The organism is Citrobacter sp. wls826 (genome assembly GCF_005281245.1).
GTDB lineage: Bacteria > Pseudomonadota > Gammaproteobacteria > Enterobacterales > Enterobacteriaceae > Citrobacter > Citrobacter braakii.
Genome location: NZ_SZWS01000012.1, coordinates 132,146 through 136,706, shown reverse-complemented (window position 1 = coordinate 136,706; position 4,561 = coordinate 132,146). Strand labels below are relative to the sequence as shown.

The window sequence follows — 4,561 nt, the reverse complement described above, 5'->3', positions numbered from 1 at the left end:
CAGAAAACGGCAGCAGCCGCGCGGTTCGCCGGGCCAGTGAAGCCGGTATTCCGGTGATTTGCTACAACACCTGTATCAATGATAAAGGCGTGGACAAGTATGTCTCTGCCTACCTGGTTGGCGATCCGGTTGAATTTGGTAAAAAGCTGGGGGAGGCCGCGGCTGATTATTTTATTGCACAAAAAATCAGTGCCCCAAAAATTGCGATAATTAACTGTGAAGCGTTCGAGGTCTGTGTGCAGCGGCGTAAAGGCTTTGAAGAGGCGCTAAAAGCACGCGTTCCGGATATGCAGATTGTCGCGAATCAGGAAGGAACTGTTCTCGATAAAGCCATCTCTGTGGGCGAAAAGCTGATTATCTCCTCATCCAGTCTGGACGCCATTATGGGGGAGTCCGGCGGGGCGACGCTGGGTGCGGTTAAAGCGGTCCGCAATCAAGGGAAAGCGGGCAAAATTGCCGTGTTCGGCTCGGATATGACAACGGAAATCGCTCAGGAATTGCAAAGCTATCAGGTGCTGAAAGCCGTTGTCGACATTTCGGGTAAGAAAATGGGCAATGCCGTTTTCGCACAAACCATGAATGTGATTAATAAAACCCCACAGGCAAACAAAATCATCCCTGTGGACATCGATACCTACGTTAAATCTGAAGATGGTAAGCAGTGGCTGACTACGCATGTCGACGGTCTGCCTTGATGACTCTTGTCCGTTAACTGAGGTAGAGATGTGATGACAGCAAGTGAAAAAACGTCGACACCGGTCGCGAAGATAGTCGCAGGAAATAAGCGTTATCCCGGCGTCGTGGCGCTGGATAACGTGAATTTTATGCTCTCAAAAGGTGAGGTTCGGGCGCTATTGGGGAAAAATGGCGCGGGAAAGTCCACGCTCATTCGTATGCTGACCGGCAGTGAAAGTCCTGATAGCGGCGAAATTTGGTTGGGTGGAACCCGCCTTGAGGGCAGCGATGCCACGCTGACGCGACGCGCAGCGGAGTTGGGGGTCAGAGCCGTATACCAGGAGCTGAGTCTGGTTGAGGGATTGACGGTTGCTGAAAATCTCTGTCTTGGTCAATGGCCGCGTCGTAATGGCATGATTAATCAGACTATGATGGCTCGCTAGGCGACAGAGGCACTGGCGGCTCTCGGTGTTGATGTTCCACCCGATGCTTTAGTCGGGACGTTGAGTCCGGCACAAAAGCAACTGGTGGAGATTGCCCGTGTAATGAAAGGCCAGCCGCAGGTGGTTATTCTCGATGAACCGACCAGCTCGCTGGCTAATGCGGAAGTTGAGTTGGTGATCAACGCGGTAAAACGGATGTCAGCGCTGGGCGTCGCCGTGATTTATGTCAGTCATCGCATGGAGGAGATCCGCCGTATCGCCTCTTGCGCAACGATCATGCGCGATGGTCAGGTCGCCGGGGATGTTACGCTGGAGAGCACGACCACTCAGGAAATCGTATCGTTGATGCTGGGCAGGGAACATATCGATCTCCCGCGGGTTAAACCCGGCATCTCGCTAACGACTCCGGTTCTGCAGGTTGCGCAATTATGCCATCCGCCAAAGCTACATAATATTAGCTTTACGCTGCACCGGGGCGAAGTCCTGGGGATTGCAGGTCTGCTGGGATCGGGCCGTAGCGAATTACTCAAGGCAATCATTGGATTAGAGTCATTTTCCCGCGGAGAAATCACGCTGAACGGCGTGAATATTTCGCAGCCTGATTATGCCGCAATGCTCAAAAGCGGCGTGGGCTATACCCCGGAAAACCGTAAAGAAGCGGGGATCATTCCGCTACTGGGCGTGGATGAGAACACGGTAATGACCAACCGACACAAGGTGAGTCAACGTGGCGTGTTGAACTGGCAGCGGATCCAGGCGCTGACGGCGGCGGTGATGAGCAGGATGACGGTAAAAGCGGCAAATACGCAGACCGCAATCGGGACGTTATCGGGCGGCAATCAGCAAAAGGTGGTCATTGGACGCTGGGTATATGCCGAAAGCGAAATTTTGCTCCTTGATGAGCCGACGCGCGGCGTCGATATTGAAGCCAAACAGCAGATATATCGTATCGTACGCGAGCTGGCCGCAGAAGGAAAAAGTGTCATCTTCATTTCCAGCGAAATAGAAGAACTGCCTTTAGTTTGCGATCGTATTTTGCTGCTGCAAAACGGCGAATTTACCCGCGAGCTTTTAGCCCCTGTAAATGTCGATGAATTAATGTCGGCCATTCTATCCACGCACTAGCCATTACGTTTATTGAGGAAATAACAGATGTCTGCCTCATCATTAACGCTGCCGCAAGGCAAAAGTACCGCGCCAAAGCAATTTATTAGCAATCATATTAATGAAATTGGTTTGCTGGTGGTTATTGCTATTTTATATCTGGTATTTTCATTGAACGCGCCAGGATTTATTTCGTTAAATAACCAAATGAACGTCCTCCGGGATGCCGCAACTATTGGGATTGCCGCATGGGCAATGACGCTCATTATTATTTCCGGTGAGATAGACGTGAGTGTTGGGCCGATGGTGGCGTTTATCTCCGTCTGTCTGGCCTTCCTGTTACAGTTTCAGGTGCCGCTTAGCCTTGCCTGCCTGATGGTGTTAATTCTGGGCGCCGCGCTGGGCACGCTTGCTGGCGTATTGCGTGGCGTATTTAGCGTTCCAAGCTTCGTGGCCACATTAGGTTTGTGGAGCGCCTTACGCGGTATGGGACTGTTTATGACCAACGCGCTTCCGGTACCGATTGATGAAAATGAGGTGCTGGAATGGCTCGGTGGGCAGCTTTTTGGCATCCCGGTGTCGGCGCTCATTATGCTGATTCTGTTCGTCATCTTTGTCTTTATCAGCCGCAAGACTGCGTTTGGTCGCTCCGTTTTTGCCACCGGCGGGAATGCGACCGCCGCGCAGCTTTGCGGGATTAACGTTAAGCGGGTGCGTATTTTGATTTTTACGCTCTCCGGTTTGCTGGCTGCCATTACCGGGATTCTGTTGGCCGCCAGGCTTGGCTCAGGTAATGCGGGGGCGGCAAATGGACTGGAGTTTGACGTCATTGCGGCGGTTGTGGTCGGAGGCACCGCGCTGTCCGGCGGTCGCGGTTCACTGTTTGGCACTTTATTAGGCGTACTGGTGATTACCCTTATTGGTAATGGACTGGTGCTGCTGGGAATTAACTCTTTCTTCCAGCAGGTTGTTCGCGGACTAATTATTGTGGTGGCAGTGCTGGCGAATATATTGCTGACCCAACGTAACAGTAAACTTAAACATTAATATTTATTAATTTATGCAGAGGGAATGATGAAAACAATGCTGGCTGCTTTTTTACCGGGAAATTCCACCGTTGAACTCAGAGAGGTTCCTGTGCCAACGCCGGGTATCAATCAGGTTCTCATTAAAATGAAATCATCAGGAATTTGCGGGAGCGATGTTCATTATATTTATCATCAGCATCGGGGGACTGCTGCTGCGCCGGATAAGCCATTGTATCAGGGGTTTGTTAACGGTCATGAACCTTGTGGACAAATTATTGAAACCGGGGCTGGCTGTCGACACTTCAAAGCGGGTGACCGGGTGCTGGTTTACCATATTTCCGGCTGCGGATTCTGTTCCAACTGCCGACGGGGTTTTCCGATCTCCTGTACCGGGGAGGGCAAAGCCGCCTACGGCTGGCAGCGCGACGGGGGTCATGCTGAATATTTATTAGCGGAAGAGAAAGACCTGATTCATCTCCCGGATGCCCTGAGCTATGAAGACGGGGCGTTTATTAGCTGCGGCGTTGGGACAGCCTACGAAGGTATTCTGCGTGGTGAAGTGTCCGGCAGTGACAACGTTCTGGTTGTCGGCCTCGGGCCTGTCGGCATGATGGCCATGATGCTGGCGAAGGGGCGTGGGGCGAAGCGCGTTATTGGCGTCGATATGCTGCCAGATCGCCTGGCGACGGCAAAACAGCTGGGCGTGATGGACAACGGATTCCTGGCCACGACGGAGAATCTACCGGCGCTGATTGCCGAACTGACGCACGGCGGCGCGGACGTGGCGCTGGATTGTTCCGGTAATGCAGCGGGTCGTCTGCTGGCATTGCAGTCGACAGCGGACTGGGGGCGAGTTGTCTATATCGGTGAAACCGGGAAAGTTGAATTTGAAGTGAGTGCCGACCTGATGCATCACCAGCGGCGTATTATTGGCTCCTGGGTAACCAGCCTGTTCCATATGGAGAAATGCGCCCGCGATCTGACCGACTGGAAGCTTTGGCCGCATAGTGCGATTACGCATCGTTTTTCTCTTGAACAGGCAGGGGAAGCCTATGCGCTGATGGCGAGCGGGAAGTGCGGCAAAGTGGTTATTAACTTTCCGGATTAAGGGGGCCAGATGACGCTTTATACGCTGGAAAATAGCAATCTGCGGCTTCAGGTTGCGGAGCAGGGCGGGGCGATTGAGGGACTGTGGTGGCAACATCAGGGGGAAATGAGCCCCGTGCTGCGCCCAGGCCTGAAAAGCGGAATTGCGGTGGAATCGTCTTGTTTCCCCCTCGTGCCGTTCGGTAACCGGGTGAGCGGAAATCG

Annotated in this window: 3 protein-coding genes and 2 pseudogenes; all 5 read left to right on the top strand. The window is 52.9% G+C overall.

Annotation, left to right across the window (positions count from 1 at the left end; genetic code table 11):
• Positions 1-695 (top strand): substrate-binding domain-containing protein (locus tag FDW87_RS01615; protein ID WP_252362944.1); only part of this gene is annotated, 695 nt, incomplete at its 5' end.
• 30 nt (positions 696-725) lie between these two features.
• Positions 726-2,243, top strand: a pseudogene (locus FDW87_RS01610) (sugar ABC transporter ATP-binding protein).
• Positions 2,244-2,270: 27 nt separating this feature from the next.
• Positions 2,271-3,269: an ABC transporter permease gene (locus tag FDW87_RS01605; RefSeq protein ID WP_016157155.1), complete on the top strand. Its 999-nt coding sequence runs from the start codon at positions 2,271-2,273 to the stop codon at positions 3,267-3,269.
• Between the two features lie 27 nt (positions 3,270-3,296).
• The gene (locus FDW87_RS01600) at positions 3,297-4,358 is read left to right on the top strand and encodes a zinc-binding dehydrogenase (RefSeq protein WP_016157154.1); all 1,062 of its coding nucleotides are present in this window, start codon (positions 3,297-3,299) and stop codon (positions 4,356-4,358) included.
• 9 nt (positions 4,359-4,367) lie between these two features.
• A pseudogene (locus FDW87_RS21485) lies at positions 4,368-4,561 on the top strand (aldose 1-epimerase); the annotation flags it as partial.